This is a genomic window from Pseudocitrobacter faecalis (genome assembly GCF_965231525.1).
Lineage (GTDB): Bacteria > Pseudomonadota > Gammaproteobacteria > Enterobacterales > Enterobacteriaceae > Pseudocitrobacter > Pseudocitrobacter faecalis.
Genome location: NZ_CBDDNJ010000002.1, coordinates 1,240,998 through 1,258,726, shown reverse-complemented (window position 1 = coordinate 1,258,726; position 17,729 = coordinate 1,240,998). Strand labels below are relative to the sequence as shown.

The window sequence follows — 17,729 nt, the reverse complement described above, 5'->3', positions numbered from 1 at the left end:
TTGGTACAACCGGCCCCCATTCTCATATACGCGGGGGCGATTACTGCACGTTACACAATTCGCGTGAGTTATTCAAAAAACTGACTAATTTTCGCTTTCAGAATATCAATTGCAATGCGGTTTTTCCCGCCACGCGGCACGATAATATCGGCATACTGTTTGGAAGGATCGATAAACTGCAGGAACATCGGGCGAACGGTTTTCTGATACTGGGCCATCACCGAGTCCATCGAACGACCACGCTCGTTAACGTCACGCTTAATGCGGCGCATCAGGCAGATATCCAGCGGCGTATCGACGAAAATAGAGAAGCTCATCTCTTCACGCAGACGCGCTTCCGTCAGCAGCAGAATACCTTCAAGAATAATGACTTTTTTAGGTTCGACATGAACCGTCTCGGCGGTGCGGGTGTGTTCTACATAGCTGTAGACCGGTAATTCGATAGGTTCGCCGCGTTTGAGCATTTGCAGATGCTGCAATAAAAGGCTGTGATCCATCGCGTTCGGATGGTCATAGTTGGTCTTAACACGCTCTTCCATCGACAAATGACTTTGGTCTTTGTAGTAGCTGTCTTCGGGAATAACGCCAATGTGTTCATCACCAACCTGTTCACGTAATTCGCGATACAGCGTGCTGGCGATAAGACTTTTACCCGAAGCCGATGCGCCGGCGATGCCTATGATGACGCACTGATGAGACTTATCAGTCATAAATTTTTGCGACCTGATTAACCTGGATGATAAGGAAGGACGACGCCAGAGCGTCAAACGCCGCAATTATAGGGATTTCACGCCCGCGATACCAGTCGAATGCATGGGATTGCACGGGTCGAGGGCGAAAAGTTCCTCTGCCGCACGCGCATCTGGGCAGATGCAGCGCAGGTTTTCCCTTTCGTCAGGTTGCGCAACCCCGGTCTCAGTGCTATCAATTTATGTGCTACCACCCTATAAATTATTAATGCCTTGTACTAGCATGACGTCATCTTCTATCAGATAAATCTGAAACCCGCCCAACAGCACTCTCGCGAAAATGGTAATGAATAAAGTAGCCCGGCCCGTCTTCGTTGTCCCTGCTCATCCTGTGCTTCGTCTGGCCAGTCTGGGGCTGGTGACCTTCATTTTCACCCTCTTCTCGCTTGAGCTGACCCAGCTTGGCGCGCTACTGGCCCCGCTCTGGTTCCCGACGTCGGTGATGATGGTGGCGTTTTATCGCCACAGCCGCAGAATGTGGCCAGCCATCGCCGTTGCCTGTACGCTGGGCAATGTGGCGGCATCGTTGTTACTCTTCCCGCTGCATGAGCTGAATCTGATTTACTCCGGTATTAACATCATCGAAGCCGTCGTGGGTGGCCTGCTGTTGCGTAAGCTGTTACCTCACTATAACCCACTGCAAAATCTGCATGACTGGATCCGCCTCGCCATTGGCGGCGCGCTGATTCCGCCGCTGGTCGGCGGGTTGATGGTGTATCTGCTGGTGCCAGACGACAACCCGCTTCAGTCGTTTATTATCTGGACGCTTTCGGAAGCCATCGGCGCACTGGCGCTGGTGCCATTAGGGCTGCTGTTTAAGCCGCATTATCTGCTGCGTCACCGCGACCCGCGCCTGCTGCTGGAAACGCTGCTAACGCTAGCCGTGACGCTTGCGCTAAGCGCACTGTCGATGATTTATATGCCATGGCCTTATACCTGCATCATCGTATTACTGATGTGGAGCGCCGTGCGCTTACCGCGTATGGAAGCGTTTATGATTTTCCTGTGCACCGTGATGCTGGTGTCGCTGATTATGTCAGATGCCACACTCTCGCAGCACGTTTCCGTCGTTTATACCGTCACCAACGCCTCATGGATGCCGTTTGTGATGATTCTGCTTCCGGCGAACGTCATGACCATGGTGATGTATGCGTTTCGCGCCGAAAGTAAGCATATCGTTGAAAGCGAAGAGCGTTTTCGCAATGCGATGGAACACTCAGCGATCGGTATGGCGCTGGTGGGAACGGAAGGCCAGTGGTTGCAGGTGAATAAATCCCTGTGCCAGTTTCTGGGATACAGCCCGGATGAGTTACGCGAAATGACGTTTCAGGAGCTCACCTTAGCGGAGGATTTAGACTCCGACCTGAATCAGCGCGACAGCCTGCTACGCGGGGAAATCAACACCTACACCATGGAGAAGCGCTATTACACCCGTCAGGGCGAAGTGGTTTGGGCGCTGCTCGCCGTGTCGTTAGTGCGCAATCCGGACAGCACGCCGCTCTATTTTATTGCCCAGATTGAAGACATTAACGAACTGAAAAAAACGGAGCAGGTTAATCAGCGGCTGATGGAGCGCATTACGCTTGCCAACGAAGCGGGCGGTGTCGGCATCTGGGAGTGGGATCTTAAACCCAACAAAATCAGTTGGGATAAACGTATGTTCGAACTTTATGGCATCCCTTCACATGTCCAACCCACCTGGCAGATTTGGGAGTCGTGCCTGGTCGAAGAAGATAGAGAGAACGCCACCCGCAAAGTGCTTAACTCGCTAAAATCGAGCGCGCCGCTGATGCTGGAATTCCGCGTCCAGCTTAAAGGCAAAATTCGTCATATCCGCTCGCTTGCCAATCGTGTTCTCAATAAACAGGGTGAAGTGGAACGTCTGCTCGGCATTAATATTGATATGACGGAAGTGAAGGAGCTGAACGACGCGCTATTTCAGGAAAAAGAGCGGCTGCATATTACGCTCGATTCCATCGGCGAAGCGGTTGTTTGTACCGACATGAATATGAATATCACCTTTATGAACCCGGTGGCGGAAAAAATGAGCGGATGGACGCAGCAAGAAGCGTTGAACAAACCGCTCCTTTCGGTATTTCACATCAGCGTCGGCGATCACGGCGCCCTGATAGACAACTTCAAGACGGGCGACCTCTGTCGCAGTGATATCGATGACGATTTGGTTCTGCATAGCCGGCATGGCGGTAGCTTTGATATTCAGTACAGTATTACGCCACTCAGCACGTTGAATGGCGAAAATATTGGTTCAGTACTGGTTATCCAGGATGTGACGGAATCACGCGAAATGCTGCGCCAGCTCAGCTACAGCGCCTCGCATGACGTGCTGACCCATCTGGCGAACCGGGCGAGTTTTGAAAGCCATCTCAAGCGCCATCTGATCAATATTGATAACGCGCAGGAACGTCATGCGCTGGTCTTTATCGACCTTGATCGCTTTAAGTCTGTGAACGATAACGCCGGGCATGCCGCCGGTGACGCGCTGCTGCGTGAAATATCAGCGCTAATGCTGAGCCTGTTACGTAAAGGCGATATTCTTGCGCGTCTGGGCGGCGATGAATTCGGTCTTCTGCTGCCAGAGTGTAAGGAAGAAGATGCGCGCGATATCGCCCAGCGCATTGTCGATGGCGTAGACGCCTACCCTTTCACCTGGGAAGGCCATGCGCACCACATCGGTGCCAGCGCAGGGATCACGTTTATTGACCGGCATAACGCCAATCTCACCGATTTACTGTCGCAGGCGGATATGGCGTGCTATGCCTCTAAGCACAATGGCCGCGGGCGCGTGACAATATACAGCGCACAGCCGGATGCCATGCCGCGCGTCCACAACCGCTTCTCACAAAAAGAGTAGCCGGTTACGGTGCCCACCCTTCTGTATACCAGATATGCAGCAGCGCGTAAGAGCGCCAGGGGTGCCAGCGCTCGGCATAACGGCGGATCTGCGCGGGCGTCATGCCAGGAAAACGCTGCTTGATCAAATAGTCATCCGGCAAAAAGACATCGCTGGCCTGCCAGCCGCGCAGGGCGAAATAGTTCGCCGTCCAGCGACCAATCCCGGGGAAGCTTTGCAGTGTTTTCATCCCCTGCTCTATATCCTCAGGCGCGTTGACCGGCAGCTCACCGGATGACGCCGCCTTTGCCAGATAGATAAGCGATTCCGCCCGCTTGCGCGGCATGCCCAGCGCCTTTAACTGCTGCGGTTCGGCACTCATCAGGTGTTCTGGTCGTGGGAAAAGGTAAAAGCCGGGAAACTCAGGCAACGGCTCGCCAAAGGCGGCGACCACTTTACCGGTTAATTTTGCCGCCATCGACACGCTCACCAGTTGCCCAAGTATCGCCCTGACGCCCTGCTCAAAGGCATCCATCGAACCCGGTAAACGTAACCCTGGACGGGCGCGTGCCAGTGCGCCAAGCGTGTCATTAATTATCTGAGGCTCACAATTAAGATCCAGCAAACGCGACACGCGCGTCAGACAACTTTCCGCCACGGGCAATAACCCTTCCGAAAGCGTGACGCGCAGCACCTGGCGTGATTCATCTGGCGTCATCGTGATCACACCACAATGCCCGTCGAATTCAAAACTGCGCGCGTAGCTGTCTGCCTCGAAACGCTCAATGCCCGTCACCGCACGCGCCTGTAAAAATCCCCACATCCACGGCCAGTCGTAAGGCGCCTGCCACGATAATTCGAACATAATTTCTCCCCGGTTTGCGCCTACAGCATAGCGGCAAAACCGCTTTTGTTCCTTGCTTTCATATTCCGACTTGTCGTCAGGAAAAAATGCAAGTAAAGTCGCCCCCCTTCTTCACCGGCATGGGGATTTAAAGGTGTTTATTGGTTTTGACTACGGTACGGCAAACTGTTCAGTGGCGGTGATGCAGGAGGGAAAACCTCGTCTGCTCACTCTGGAAAACGGCAGCTCGCTGCTTCCTTCAATGCTCTGTGCCCCTACCCGCGAAGCGGTCAGCGAATGGCTCTACCGCCATCATCAGGTTCCCGCAGCCGGCGATGAGACCCAGGCGCTGCTGCGCCGGGCCATCAACTATAATCGCGATGAAGATATCGACGTACTGAGCCACAGCGTCCAGTTCGGCCTCGCCTCGTTGCGCCAGTACATCGACGACCCGGAAGAGGTCTACTTCGTTAAATCGCCCAAATCATTCCTCGGCGCCAGCGGGCTGAAGCCGCAGCAGGTGGCTGTATTCGAAGACCTGGTGTGCGCGATGATGCTGCACATTCGCCAGCAGGCACAGCGCCAGTTACCCGAAAGCATTGATCAAGCGGTCATTGGACGGCCAATCAACTTCCAGGGGCTCGGTGGGGAAGACGCCAACGCGCAGGCGCAGGGGATTCTGGAACGTGCGGCGAAACGTGCCGGTTTCCGCGATATCGTGTTCCAATATGAACCGGTTGCCGCCGGACTTGATTTCGAAGCCACGCTGGATAAAGAGCAGCGTGTGCTGGTCGTCGATATCGGCGGGGGCACCACGGACTGTTCCGTTTTGCTGATGGGCCCGCAGTGGCGTGAAAAACACGATCGGAAGCAAAGTCTGCTTGGCCACAGCGGTTGCCGCGTCGGCGGAAACGACCTCGACATCGCGCTGGCCTTCAAAAGCCTGATGCCGTTACTCGGTATGGGGGGCGAAACCGAAAAAGGCATCGCCCTGCCGATTCTGCCCTGGTGGAATGCCGTGGCGATTAACGACGTTCCGGCGCAGACCGATTTCTACAGCAGCGCCAATGGCCGCATGCTGCGCGACCTGGCTCGCGACGCGCGCGATGCCGAGAAAGTCGCCCTGCTCTATAAAGTGTGGCAACAGCGTCTGAGCTATCGCCTGGTGCGCTGCGCGGAAGAGAGCAAAATTGCACTCTCCGATCGCCCGGAAGTGGCGACCACCTTGCCGTTTATCAGCGATGAACTCGCCACCGCCATCACCCAGCAAGGGCTGGAAACGGCGCTGGATCAACCACTGACCCGCATTATGGAGCAGGTGCATCTGGCGCTGAACGCAAGCGCAGAAAAGCCGGATATCATCTACCTGACTGGCGGCAGCGCCCGATCGCCACTGATCAAAAAGGCGCTGGCGGCGCAACTGCCGGGGATCCCGATTGCCGGTGGCGATGATTTTGGCTCGGTCACCGCCGGGTTGGCCCGTTGGGCGCAGGTGGTGTTTAGTTAACTGCTCGCCGTGTCGCAAAGTGGCTGGCATAGCCATTGACTTCCTGTGGAGGCAATCCTAAATTAAGGAGTGAGGGTAAGGGAGAGGTTTCCCCCTCCCCCTGGTGTCTTAGTAAGCCGGTAAGCTAATCACTAAGAGAATCACCAGTATGATGACCAGTCTCATCATAACCCTTTCCTTATTTAGGGCCCCTTCTTCGGGAGGGGCTTTCCCTTTTCAGCCCCTTGCTGAACGCCTTTTCTGCAATGCCCGACATCATTCCAGCGGAAAACGTCAACTGCTACCTGCGCCGCAAAGTCTGCCGCGCACGATTGACTTCCCGTTGATGCAACCCTAAATTAAGGAGTGAGGGTAAGGGAGAGGTTTCCCCCTCCCCCTGGTGTCTTAGTATGCTGGGTAGCTAATCACTAAGAGAATCACCAGTATGATGAGCAGCTTCATCATAACCCTTTCCTTATTTAAGGCCCCTTCTTCGGGAGGGGCTTTCCCTTTTCAGCCCCCTGCTGAACGCCTTTTCTGCAACGCAGCAATTCTGGATGCACTCTAGCTCACCCGACTTGTGCTGTGCTTCCAGCGTGTCAATTCCCCGAGCGGCCTCGCAAAGCGTTCGTGATTCGGACGATTCGTCCCTGTGTTTCATATTTCCTCCATTTTTTCCGACCATCCGGTAACTAAACTAGTATCATTCCGCGAAATGATTCAGGACGAGAAACTCATTAAAATGAAAGGCAGTAACAAATCCCGCTGGCTGGTTGTGCTGGCATTGCTGATTGTGGCCGGAGCAGTCACTGGCTACTGGCTGATGAATCGCACACCAGAATCCGCAGGCCCGGCAGCCGGCGCTCAGGGAGAACGCCCGGCAGGTGGTGGGCGTCATGGTGGCCGTTTTGGCGCAACCCTTGCGCCCGTTCAGGCCGCGACCGCCACCCAGGAAGCCGTGCCGCGCTATCTGAGTGGATTAGGCACCATCACCGCCGCCAACACCGTGACGGTGCGCAGCCGCGTGGATGGTCAGTTGATGGCGCTGCACTTTCAGGAAGGTCAACAGGTAAAAGCCGGCGATCTGCTGGCGGAAATCGATCCGAGTCAGTTTAAAGTCGCCCTCGCTCAGGCGCAGGGGCAACTGGCGAAAGACAAAGCGACGCTTGCTAACGCCCGTCGCGATCTTGCCCGCTATCAACAACTGGTGAAAACCAATCTGGTTTCACGTCAGGAGCTGGATACCCAACAGTCGCTGGTCAGCGAGACACAGGGCACCATCAAGGCTGATGAAGCCGCCGTTGCCAGCGCGCAGTTGCAGCTCGACTGGAGCCGTATCACCGCGCCAGTGGACGGGCGCGTAGGTCTGAAGCAGGTGGATATCGGCAACCAAATTTCAAGCGGCGATACCACAGGAATTGTGGTTCTGACACAAACCCATCCCATCGACCTGGTGTTCACCTTGCCGGAGAATGACATTGCCACGGTAGTCAACGCGCAGAAATCCGGTAAACCCCTGACCGTCGAAGCGTGGGATCGTACCAATAAACAGAAACTGAGCGACGGCGTATTGCTGAGCCTCGATAACCAGATTGACGCCACCACCGGCACCATCAAGCTGAAGGCGCGTTTCAACAACCAGGATGACGCCCTCTTCCCCAATCAATTCGTTAACGCGCGGATGCTGGTGGATACTCAACAGGATGCGGTGGTGATTCCGGCGGCTGCTCTGCAGATGGGCAATGACGGGCACTTCGTTTGGGTGCTGAACAGCGAGAATAAAGTCAGCAAGCACACCGTGGTTCCAGGCATTCAGGATAGCCAGAAAGTGGTGATCAGCGCCTGGCTCTCCGCGGGCGATCGCGTGGTGACGGACGGTATAGACCGTCTGACCGAAGGCGCGAAAGTGGAAGTGGTGGAAGCACACAGCGCCGCCACCGAGGCGAAAGAGGCTGAACCCGCGACCGCCGCGGGCCATAAAGGAGCGCGCTCCTGATGCACGTTTTACCGCCGAGCAACACGGGCGGCCCCTCCCGTCTGTTTATCATGCGCCCGGTCGCCACCACTCTGTTGATGGTGGCGATCCTGATTGCCGGGATCATCGGCTATCGCTTCCTGCCCGTCTCCGCGTTGCCGGAGGTTGATTACCCCACCATTCAGGTGGTCACGCTTTACCCTGGCGCCAGCCCGGACGTGATGACGTCTGCGGTCACCGCGCCGCTGGAGCGACAGTTTGGCCAGATGTCTGGCCTTAAGCAGATGTCCTCTCAAAGTTCGGGCGGGGCGTCAGTGGTCACCCTTCAGTTTCAGCTCACCTTACCGCTGGATGTCGCCGAGCAGGAAGTGCAGGCCGCGATTAACGCCGCCACCAACCTGCTGCCGGACGACCTGCCTAATCCGCCGGTCTACAGCAAAGTGAACCCGGCGGATCCGCCAATCATGACGCTCGCCGTTACCTCTTCCGCCATGCCGATGACGCAGGTGGAAGATATGGTGGAAACGCGCGTGGCGCAGAAAATTTCCCAGGTCTCCGGCGTCGGGCTGGTGACGCTGGCGGGCGGTCAGCGCCCTGCCGTACGTGTGAAGCTGAACGCACAGGCTATTGCGGCATTAGGATTGACCAGCGAAACGGTGCGCACCGCGATCACCAGCGCGAACGTTAACTCGGCCAAAGGGAGCCTCGACGGCCCGACTCGCGCCGTCACGTTATCCGCGAACGACCAGATGCAGTCAGCGGAAGAGTATCGCAAGCTGATAATTGCTTATCAGAACGGCTCCCCGGTACGCCTGGGCGACGTTGCGACCATTGAGCAGGGTGCGGAGAACAGCTGGCTTGGCGCGTGGGCTAACAATAAACACGCGATTGTGATGAACGTCCAGCGTCAGCCCGGCGCAAACATTATCGCCACCGCCGACAGCATTCGTCAGATGCTGCCGCAGCTCACCGAAAGTCTGCCAAAATCGGTGAAAGTTGAGGTTTTGTCCGATCGCACCACCAATATTCGTGCGTCGGTCACCGATACGCAGTTTGAACTGATGCTGGCGATAGCCCTGGTGGTGATGATCATCTACCTGTTCCTGCGTAACGTGCCGGCCACCATTATTCCCGGCGTGGCGGTACCGCTGTCGCTTATCGGCACCTTCGCGGTGATGGTCTTTCTTGATTTCTCGATCAACAACCTGACGCTGATGGCGCTCACCATTGCCACCGGTTTCGTGGTCGATGACGCCATTGTGGTGATTGAGAACATCTCGCGCTATATCGAGAAAGGCGAAAAACCGCTGGCAGCGGCGCTGAAGGGCGCAGGCGAAATTGGCTTTACCATTATCTCCCTCACCTTCTCGCTGATTGCGGTACTGATTCCGTTGCTATTTATGGGTGATATTGTGGGCCGCCTGTTCCGTGAATTTGCGGTGACGCTTGCGGTGGCGATACTCATTTCCGCAATTGTGTCGCTGACCCTGACGCCAATGATGTGCGCACGCATGCTCAGCCATGAATCCCTGCGTAAACAGAACCGTTTTTCCCGCGCCAGCGAACGTTTCTTTGACCGCGTCATTGCCGGTTACGGGCATATGCTGGCCCGCGTTCTGAAGCATCCGTGGCTGACGCTCAGCGTGGCGCTGGGCACCCTGGCGTTGTCGATTATTCTGTGGGTGGTTATTCCGAAAGGCTTCTTCCCGATTCAGGATAACGGCATTATTCAGGGCACGCTGCAGGCACCACAATCGGCCTCTTTTGCCAACATGGCACAGCGTCAACAGCAGGTTTCCGAAATCATTCTCAAAGATCCGGCGGTGGAAAGTCTGACGTCCTATGTCGGTGTGGACGGCACCAACCCGGCGCTGAACAGCGCGCGTTTGCAAATCAACCTCAAACCGCTGGATGAGCGCGACGACCGCGTGCAGAAAGTGATTAAGCGCCTGCAACAGAATGTCGATCGCGTACCGGGTATCTCACTCTATTTGCAGCCGACACAAGATCTCACCATCGATACCACCGTGAGCCGCACGCAATACCAGTTCACGCTTCAGGCAAACTCGCTGGACGCGCTGAGCCTGTGGGTGCCGCAGTTGGTCTCGCAACTGCAAACCCTCCCGCAGCTTTCTGACGTCAGCAGCGACTGGCAGGATCAGGGGCTGGTGGCATACGTTAACGTTGATCGCGATAGCGCCAGCCGTTTGGGCATTTCCATGGCGGACGTGGACAATGCGCTCTATAACGCCTTTGGCCAGCGTCTTATTTCCACCATTTATACCCAGGCCAACCAGTACCGCGTGGTGCTGGAACATGACACACAAGCCACGCCAGGGCTCGCCGCGCTGGATAACGTGCGCCTGACCAGCAGCGATGGCGGTGTGGTGCCCCTCACAGCCATCGCCAAAATCGAGCAGCGTTTTGCCCCACTCTCCATCAACCATCTGGATCAGTTCCCGGTCACCACCATTTCGTTTAACGTGGCGGGCGACTATTCATTGGGCGATGCGGTTGATGCGATTATGAACGCTGAAAAAACGCTCAGTTTCCCGACGGATATTCGTACCGAATTCCAGGGTAGCTCGCTGGCCTTCCAGTCGGCACTCAGCAGCACCGTCTGGCTGGTGGTTGCCGCCGTCGTGGCGATGTATATCGTGCTCGGCGTGCTGTATGAAAGCTTTATCCACCCAATTACCATCCTCTCTACTCTGCCGACCGCAGGCGTAGGGGCGTTGCTGGCACTGATGATTGCCGGCAGTGAGCTGGATGTGATCGCCATTATCGGCATTATTTTGCTTATCGGCATCGTGAAGAAGAACGCCATCATGATGATCGACTTTGCCCTTGCGGCAGAGCGTGAACAGGGCATGCCGCCACACGAAGCGATTTATCAGGCGTGTCTGCTGCGTTTCCGCCCGATTCTGATGACCACGCTCGCCGCCCTGCTCGGCGCGCTGCCGCTGATGCTGAGTACCGGCGTCGGCGCGGAACTGCGTCGCCCGTTAGGGATTGGCATGGTTGGCGGCCTGCTGGTCAGCCAGGTGCTGACGCTGTTCACCACGCCGGTGATTTATCTGCTGTTTGACCGTCTGGCGCTGCATCTGAAAAAACGCTTTCCGCGTCATGAGGAGGAGGCGTAAATGAAGTTTTTTGCCCTCTTCATTTACCGCCCGGTGGCGACGATTTTAATCGCTATCGCCATTACCCTCTGCGGTGTGCTGGGTTTCCGGCTGCTGCCGGTGGCCCCGCTGCCGCAGGTTGATTTCCCGGTCATAATGGTCAGCGCCTCGCTGCCTGGCGCATCGCCGGAAACCATGGCCTCGTCGGTGGCCACACCGCTGGAGCGTTCGCTCGGGCGCATTGCCGGGGTGAGCGAAATGACCTCCAGCAGCTCACTTGGCAGCACGCGCATCATTTTGCAGTTCAATTTTGACCGCGATATCAACGGCGCGGCGCGCGATGTGCAGGCCGCCATCAACGCCGCACAAAGTCTGCTGCCGAGCGGTATGCCCAGCCGTCCGACCTACCGCAAAGCCAACCCGTCCGATGCGCCGATCATGATCCTGACACTCACCTCGGAGACGTATTCACAGGGTGAACTGTATGATTTCGCCTCAACCCAACTGGCGCAGAGTATCGCGCAAATTGACGGCGTGGGCGATGTTGACGTCGGCGGCAGTTCCCTGCCCGCCGTGCGCGTGGGGCTTAACCCGCAGGCACTGTTTAATCAGGGCGTCTCGCTGGACGATGTGCGCAGTGCCATCAGCAATGCCAACGTGCGTAAACCGCAGGGGGCGCTGGAAGATAACGCCCATCGCTGGCAGATTCAGACCAACGACGAGCTGAAAACCGCGGCGGAATATCAGCCGTTAATCATTCACTACAACAACGGCGCGGCGGTACGTCTGAGCGACGTCGCGACGGTGACGGACTCGGTGCAGGACGTGCGTAACGCCGGGATGACCAACGCCAAGCCGGCGATTTTGTTGATGATCCGCAAACTGCCGGAAGCCAACATTATCGAAACGGTGGACGCCATCCGCGCCGAACTGCCGGAGCTTCAGCAGACCATTCCGGCGGCGATTGACCTGCAAATTGCGCAGGATCGCTCGCCAACGATTCGCGCCTCCCTCGAAGAGGTCGAGCAGACGCTGGTGATTTCCGTCGCACTGGTGATCCTGGTGGTATTCCTGTTCCTGCGATCCGGTCGCGCGACGTTGATCCCCGCGGTCGCCGTTCCCGTCTCGCTGATCGGCACCTTTGCCGCCATGTATCTATGCGGCTTTAGCCTGAATAACCTGTCGCTGATGGCGCTCACTATCGCCACCGGTTTCGTGGTGGATGACGCCATTGTGGTGCTGGAAAACATCTCGCGCCATATCGAAGCCGGGATGAAACCGATGCAGGCCGCCCTTCAGGGAAGCCGGGAAGTCGGGTTTACGGTGCTGTCGATGAGCGTGTCACTGGTGGCGGTCTTCCTGCCGTTATTGCTGATGGACGGGCTTCCGGGCCGCCTGTTGCGCGAATTTGCGGTGACGTTGTCGGTGGCAATTGGTATTTCGCTGGCGGTATCGCTGACCTTAACGCCGATGATGTGCGGCTGGATGCTCAAGCGCCAGCCCGCCCATACCCCCACCCGGAAAAAAGGTCTCGGGCGTTTGCTGGTTGGCCTGCAACAGGGCTACGGCAAATCCCTGCACTGGGTGCTGAAACACTCGCGGATGGTTGGCCTGGTCTTCCTCGCAACCGTTGCGCTGAACGTCTGGCTCTATATTGCTATTCCGAAAACCTTCTTCCCGGAGCAGGATACCGGCGTGCTGATGGGCGGCATTCAGGCTGACCAGAGCATCTCTTTCCAGGCGATGCGCGGAAAATTGCAGGACTTCATGAAGATCATCCGTGAAGATCCGGCAGTAGACAACGTGACCGGGTTTACCGGCGGCTCGCGCGTCAACAGCGGGATGATGTTTATCACCCTGAAATCACGCGATGAACGGCATGATTCAGCCCAGCAGGTGATCGACCGCCTGCGCAAGAAGCTGGCGAAAGAGCCTGGGGCGAACCTGTTCTTGATGGCAGTACAGGATATCCGCGTCGGCGGGCGTCAGTCCAACGCCAGTTATCAATACACGCTGCTTTCTGACGATCTGAGTGCCCTGCGCGAGTGGGAACCGAAAATTCGTAAAGCGCTGGCGGCGCTGCCTGAACTGGCGGACGTTAACTCGGATCAGGAAGATAACGGCGCCGAGATGGCTCTGATCTATGACCGGGAAACCATGTCGCGCCTTGGCATCAGCGTGCAGGCAGCCAACAGCCTGTTAAATAACGCCTTTGGTCAGCGGCAGATTTCAACCATCTATCAACCGCTTAATCAGTATAAAGTGGTGATGGAAGTGGATCCGGTTTATACCCAGGACGTCAGCGCGCTGGATAAAATGTTCGTCATAAACAACGAAGGGAAAGCGATTCCGCTTTCTTACTTCGCCAAATGGCAACCTGCTAACGCGCCGCTATCGGTCAACCATCAGGGGCTGTCGGCGGCCTCCACGGTGTCGTTTAACTTGCCTACTGGAAAATCGTTATCAGAGGCCAGTGACGCGATTGACCGCGCCATGACGCAACTCGGCGTGCCTTCCACGGTGCGTGGCTCATTTGCCGGTACCGCGCAGGTATTCCAGGAGACGATGAACTCGCAGGTGATTTTGATTATCGCCGCAATTGCGACGGTGTATATCGTGCTGGGCATCCTGTATGAAAGCTACGTCCACCCGCTCACGATCCTCTCGACCTTGCCTTCAGCAGGCGTCGGGGCACTGCTGGCGCTGGAGCTGTTCAATGCCCCGTTCAGCCTAATCGCGCTTATCGGGATTATGCTATTAATTGGCATTGTGAAGAAAAACGCCATCATGATGGTCGATTTTGCGCTGGACGCGCAGCGAAACGGCAATCTGTCGCCTGAAGAAGCCATTTTCCAGGCGTGTCTGCTGCGTTTTCGTCCGATTATGATGACCACGCTGGCAGCGCTGTTTGGCGCCTTACCGCTGGTGATTTCCAGCGGTGACGGTTCAGAACTGCGCCAGCCGCTGGGGATAACGATTGTCGGCGGCCTGGCGGTCAGCCAGTTGCTGACGCTGTACACCACGCCGGTGGTTTATCTGTTCTTCGATCGTCTGCGCCTGCGTTTTTCGCGTAAATCCCGGCAATCGGTAACCGAGTAAAATGACAGAACTCCCCGCCAGCGTGCGCTGGCAACTCTGGATAGTGGCGTTCGGCTTCTTTATGCAATCGCTGGACACCACTATCGTCAATACCGCCCTCCCCTCTATGGCGGCAAGCCTGGGAGAGAGCCCGCTGCATATGCATATGGTGGTGGTCTCTTACGTGCTGACCGTGGCGGTGATGCTTCCCGCCTCCGGCTGGCTGGCGGACAGAGTGGGCGTGCGCAATATCTTCTTCACCGCCATTGTCCTGTTCACCGCCGGCTCGCTGTTTTGCTCCCTGGCGAGCACGCTCAATGAGCTGGTGATGGCGCGTGTATTACAGGGCGTTGGCGGTGCGATGATGGTGCCCGTCGGGCGTCTGACAGTGATGAAAATCGTCCCGCGCTCACAGTATATGGCGGCGATGACCTTCGTCACCCTGCCCGGTCAGGTCGGCCCGTTGTTGGGCCCGGCGCTCGGCGGCGTGCTGGTAGAATACGCCTCCTGGCACTGGATCTTCCTGATCAACATTCCGGTCGGCATTATCGGCGGGATCGCCACGCTGATGCTGATGCCCAACTACACGTTGCAAACTCGCCGTTTTGACCTGAGCGGATTTATCGTGCTGGCGCTGGGCATGGCGGTGCTCACCCTGGCCCTCGACGGGCAGAAAGGGCTGGGCATATCAAGCCTTACGCTGGCGATTCTGGTTGCCGTTGGTGTCGCCTCAATACTGTTTTATCTCTGGCACGCCAAAGGAAATGACAACGCGCTGTTCAGCCTGAAACTATTTAATACGCCGACGTTTTCGTTGGGTCTGGCAGGCAGTTTCGCCGGACGCATTGGTAGCGGCATGCTGCCGTTTATGACGCCGGTCTTTTTGCAAATCGGACTCGGTTTTTCACCGTTCCATGCCGGGCTGATGATGATCCCGATGGTGCTCGGCAGCATGGGGATGAAACGGATTGTGGTGCAGGTGGTTAACCGTTTTGGTTACCGGAATGTGCTGGTCACCACCACGATTGGCCTCGCGCTGGTGAGCCTGCTGTTTATGGCGACGGCGCTGGCAGGCTGGTATTACGCCCTGCCGCTGGTGCTGTTTATTCAGGGAATGGTCAACTCCAGCCGCTTCTCGTCAATGAACACGCTGACGCTGAAAGATTTGCCCGATGAGCATGCCAGTAGCGGCAATAGCCTGCTGTCGATGATCATGCAGCTCTCAATGAGTATTGGCGTTACCGTAGCAGGCTTACTGCTGGGCATGTTCGGCCAGCAGCATGTTGCTGCCGATAGCGCCGCCACGCACCATGTCTTTATGTATACCTATCTGTGCATGGCGCTGATTATCGCCCTGCCCGCCCTGATTTTTGCCCGCGTACCTGACGACGTCACCAAAAACGTGGTTATCGCCCGACGAAAAAGGAGTGAACAGTGAAACTATGGCGTCCGGGGATCACCGGAAAACTTTTCCTCGCCATCTTCGCCACCTGTATCGTGCTGTTAATCACGATGCACTGGGCGGTACGCGTCAGTTTTGAACGCGGGTTTATTGATTACATTAAACACGGTAACGAACAGCGTCTTGAACTGCTGAGCGACGCGCTGGCGGAGCAGTATGCGCAACACGGTAACTGGCGTTTTCTGCGCAATAACGATCGCTTCATCTTCCAGATTTTGCGCTCTTTTGAGCACGATAATAGTGACGATCATCGTCCACCCGGCCCGCCAGGGCCACCGGGGCCATCCATGCCACCTCATGGCTGGCGAACACAGTTTTGGGTCGTCGATCAGCGTGAACGCGTGCTGGTTGGCCCACGTGAGCCTGTTCCACCTGACGGTACCCGTCGCGCGATTGTGGTTGATGGGCTAGAAGTCGGTGCGGTTATCGCCTCACCGGTGGAACGCCTGACGCGTAACACGGATATTAATTTCGACCAACAGCAGCGCCGTACCAGTTGGTTGATCGTCGCGCTCTCGACGCTGCTCGCCGCGCTGGCGACCTTCCCGCTGGCGCGTGGTTTGCTGGCACCGGTGAAACGGCTGGTGGAAGGCACGCATAAACTGGCGGCGGGCGATTTCTCGACGCGCGTTGATGCGCGCGGCAGCGATGAACTTGGCAGACTGGCGCAGGACTTCAACCAGCTCGCCAGCACGCTCGACCGCAATCAACAGATGCGCCGCGATTTTATGGCCGATATCTCCCACGAACTGCGCACCCCTCTTGCCGTTTTACGCGGTGAACTGGAAGCCATTCAGGATGGCGTGCGTAAGTTCACCCCGGAATCGGTCGCCTCGCTTCAGGCGGAAGTCGCCACGCTGACCAAACTGGTGGACGATCTGCATCAGCTTTCGATGTCTGACGAAGGCGCGCTGGCGTATCAAAAAGCGCCGGTAGATCTCGTTTCACTGCTGGAAATTGCCGCCGGAGCGTTCCGCGAACGTCTTGCCAGCCGTGGCTTAACGCTGCATCTTTCTTTACCGGATAGCGCAATGGTTTTCGGCGATCGCGACCGTTTGATGCAACTGTTCAATAACGTGCTGGAAAACAGCCTGCGTTACACCGACAGCGGCGGTGAGGTGCATATTCGCGCCAGTAAAACGCTGCAAAACATTACGGTTGAATTCGCCGACAGTGGGCCGGGCGTCAGCGATGAACAGCTCGCCATGTTGTGTGAGCGTTTTTATCGTACTGAAGGATCGCGCAACCGCGCCAGCGGCGGCTCCGGCCTGGGGCTGGCGATATGCGTAAACATTGTTACCGCCCACGGCGGCAGGCTTGATGCCGCGCATTCGCCTTTTGGCGGGGTAAGCATTAAAGTAGAACTACCGCTGGATCGCGACACATCGAGAGAGTTATGACTGAGTTACCGATAGATGAAAACACCCCGCGTATTTTAATTGTCGAGGACGAACCCAAGCTGGGGCAGTTGCTGATTGATTATTTGCTGGCGGCCAATTACGCGCCCACACTTATCAGCCACGGTGATCAGGTTCTGCCTTTTGTGCACGATACGCCGCCGGATCTGATCCTGCTGGATCTCATGCTGCCAGGCACCGATGGCCTGACGCTGTGTCGCGAAATTCGTCGCTTCTCTGAAGTGCCGATTGTGATGGTCACGGCCAAAATCGAAGAGATTGATCGCCTGCTTGGGCTGGAAATCGGCGCGGATGATTACATCTGCAAGCCTTACAGCCCGCGTGAAGTGGTGGCGCGTGTGAAAACCATCTTGCGCCGCTGCAAACCGCGTCGCGATATACAGGCGCTGGACGCGCAAAGCCCGCTGATTGTCGACGAAAACCGTTTTCAGGCCTCCTGGCGTGACCGCCTGCTGGATTTAACGCCCGCAGAATTCCGCCTGCTGAAAACACTTTCACAGGAGCCGGGAAAAGTCTTCTCGCGCGAACAGTTGCTGAATCATCTTTACGACGACTATCGCGTGGTCACCGATCGTACCATCGACAGCCATATTAAAAACCTGCGCCGCAAACTGGAAGCGCTCGACGCCGAACAGTCGTTTATCCGCGCGGTGTATGGCGTGGGATATCGTTGGGAAGCGGATGCGTGCCGGATGGCGTAAGCCCTCCCACCCAGCCCTCTCCCCCGGGAGAGGGTGAAAACCG

12 protein-coding genes are annotated in these 17,729 nt (G+C 56.7%); 8 read left to right on the top strand and 4 right to left on the bottom strand.

The genetic code is table 11. The features are described from left to right. Positions 1-68 precede the first annotated feature (68 nt). A complete protein-coding gene (udk, locus tag ACOXYR_RS06490) occupies positions 69-710 on the bottom strand; it encodes a uridine kinase (RefSeq protein WP_015963820.1) in 642 nt (213 codons plus the stop codon). Between the two features lie 325 nt (positions 711-1,035). On the opposite strand from udk, the gene ACOXYR_RS06485 reads away from it, so the two are divergent. Next, entirely contained in the window at positions 1,036-3,621 is a 2,586-nt protein-coding gene (locus ACOXYR_RS06485) for a diguanylate cyclase (protein WP_147251867.1), read from the top strand. 4 nt (positions 3,622-3,625) lie between these two features. On the opposite strand, the gene alkA is transcribed toward ACOXYR_RS06485, so the two are convergent. Further along, positions 3,626-4,465 carry a DNA-3-methyladenine glycosylase 2 gene (gene alkA / locus ACOXYR_RS06480; RefSeq protein WP_108473732.1) on the bottom strand — a complete coding sequence of 280 codons (840 nt, stop codon included), beginning with the start codon at positions 4,463-4,465 and terminating at the stop codon, positions 3,626-3,628. 133 nt (positions 4,466-4,598) lie between these two features. On the opposite strand from alkA, the gene yegD reads away from it, so the two are divergent. After that, a complete protein-coding gene (gene yegD / locus ACOXYR_RS06475) occupies positions 4,599-5,951 on the top strand; it encodes a molecular chaperone (RefSeq protein ID WP_108473731.1) in 1,353 nt (450 codons plus the stop codon). A gap of 108 nt (positions 5,952-6,059) precedes the next feature. Here yegD and ACOXYR_RS06470 read toward each other — a convergent pair whose 3' ends face one another. Beyond that, positions 6,060-6,119: a type I toxin-antitoxin system Ibs family toxin gene (locus ACOXYR_RS06470; RefSeq protein WP_112919032.1), complete on the bottom strand. Its 60-nt coding sequence runs from the start codon at positions 6,117-6,119 to the stop codon at positions 6,060-6,062. A 216-nt stretch (positions 6,120-6,335) separates the two neighbouring features. After that, on the bottom strand, positions 6,336-6,395 hold the full coding sequence (locus ACOXYR_RS06465) for a type I toxin-antitoxin system Ibs family toxin (RefSeq protein WP_108473785.1): 60 nt from the start codon (positions 6,393-6,395) through the stop codon (positions 6,336-6,338). Between the two features lie 277 nt (positions 6,396-6,672). Here ACOXYR_RS06465 and ACOXYR_RS06460 point away from each other — a divergent pair, with 277 nt between their 5' ends. The 6 genes from ACOXYR_RS06460 to baeR are packed head-to-tail and all read left to right on the top strand — an operon-like array spanning position 6,673 to position 17,686. Further along, positions 6,673-7,926 (top strand): MdtA/MuxA family multidrug efflux RND transporter periplasmic adaptor subunit, encoded by a 1,254-nt coding sequence (locus ACOXYR_RS06460; protein WP_421356386.1) that lies wholly within the window; start codon positions 6,673-6,675, stop codon positions 7,924-7,926. Next, the gene (locus ACOXYR_RS06455; protein ID WP_113857237.1) at positions 7,926-11,048 is read left to right on the top strand and encodes an MdtB/MuxB family multidrug efflux RND transporter permease subunit; all 3,123 of its coding nucleotides are present in this window, start codon (positions 7,926-7,928) and stop codon (positions 11,046-11,048) included. Before ACOXYR_RS06460 ends, ACOXYR_RS06455 begins: the two co-directional genes overlap by 1 nt. Next, entirely contained in the window at positions 11,049-14,126 is a 3,078-nt protein-coding gene (gene mdtC / locus ACOXYR_RS06450; protein WP_407731312.1) for a multidrug efflux RND transporter permease subunit MdtC, read from the top strand. It abuts the gene before it with no gap. A gap of 1 nt (position 14,127) precedes the next feature. After that, complete coding sequence (gene mdtD, locus ACOXYR_RS06445; RefSeq protein WP_407731313.1) at positions 14,128-15,543, top strand: MFS transporter; 1,416 nt, start codon at positions 14,128-14,130, stop codon at positions 15,541-15,543. After that, positions 15,540-16,967: an envelope stress sensor histidine kinase BaeS gene (baeS, locus tag ACOXYR_RS06440; RefSeq protein WP_108473725.1), complete on the top strand. Its 1,428-nt coding sequence runs from the start codon at positions 15,540-15,542 to the stop codon at positions 16,965-16,967. The genes mdtD and baeS overlap by 4 nt, the downstream gene beginning before the upstream one ends. Continuing rightward, complete coding sequence (gene baeR / locus ACOXYR_RS06435; protein ID WP_113857241.1) at positions 16,964-17,686, top strand: envelope stress response regulator BaeR; 723 nt, start codon at positions 16,964-16,966, stop codon at positions 17,684-17,686. The genes baeS and baeR overlap by 4 nt, the downstream gene beginning before the upstream one ends. Positions 17,687-17,729 lie beyond the last annotated feature (43 nt).

Excerpts from the sequence above, each read along its gene's own strand:
- udk (WP_015963820.1), bottom strand. The coding sequence starts at position 710 with ATGACTGATAAGTCTCATCAGTGCGTCATCATAGGCATCGCCGGCGCA.
- ACOXYR_RS06485 (WP_147251867.1), top strand. The coding sequence starts at position 1,036 with ATGAATAAAGTAGCCCGGCCCGTCTTCGTTGTCCCTGCTCATCCTGTG.
- alkA (WP_108473732.1), bottom strand. The coding sequence starts at position 4,465 with ATGTTCGAATTATCGTGGCAGGCGCCTTACGACTGGCCGTGGATGTGG.
- ACOXYR_RS06460 (WP_421356386.1), top strand. The coding sequence starts at position 6,673 with ATGAAAGGCAGTAACAAATCCCGCTGGCTGGTTGTGCTGGCATTGCTG.
- ACOXYR_RS06455 (WP_113857237.1), top strand. The coding sequence starts at position 7,926 with ATGCACGTTTTACCGCCGAGCAACACGGGCGGCCCCTCCCGTCTGTTT.
- mdtC (WP_407731312.1), top strand. The coding sequence starts at position 11,049 with ATGAAGTTTTTTGCCCTCTTCATTTACCGCCCGGTGGCGACGATTTTA.
- mdtD (WP_407731313.1), top strand. The coding sequence starts at position 14,128 with ATGACAGAACTCCCCGCCAGCGTGCGCTGGCAACTCTGGATAGTGGCG.
- baeR (WP_113857241.1), top strand. The coding sequence starts at position 16,964 with ATGACTGAGTTACCGATAGATGAAAACACCCCGCGTATTTTAATTGTC.